The organism is Rhizobium sp. 18055, from assembly GCF_902706285.1.
GTDB lineage: Bacteria > Pseudomonadota > Alphaproteobacteria > Rhizobiales > Rhizobiaceae > Rhizobium.
The window spans coordinates 1-436 of record NZ_CACSKD010000307.1; the positions used below are offsets into that span (position 1 = coordinate 1).

Here is a 436-nt window from a genome sequence, read left to right on the forward strand (position 1 = left end):
GGTGTTCTTCGCGCCCGAGTTCGGCGGCTACTTCCTCGAGTACAACAACTTCATCCCGGCCGATCCGCTCAAGACCCCCGCGCACATCGCGCCCGTCTGGTACTTCACGCCGTTCTATTCGATGCTGCGCGCCATCACCAGCGAGATGATGTATGCCCTGATCGCCTGCGTGGTGCTGGCCGCCGGCTTCGGCGTGGTCAAGGGGCGCCTGCCGAACTTCATCAAGGTGGCCATCGCGGTGGTGGCCGCAGGCGCCGTCGCGCTCATGCTGTCCATCGATGCCAAGTTCTGGGGCGTGGTGGTGATGGGCGGCGCCGTGATCATCCTGTTCTTCCTGCCGTGGCTCGACCACAGCCCCGTGAAGTCCATCCGCTACCGTCCGGGCTGGCACAAATACCTCTACGGCATCTTCGTGATCAACTTCGTGGTGCTGGCG

At 63.8% G+C, this 436-nt stretch carries 1 pseudogene; it reads left to right on the forward strand.

The window, feature by feature from the left end:
* A pseudogene (locus tag GVL52_RS32205) lies at positions 1–436 on the forward strand (hypothetical protein); the annotation flags it as partial.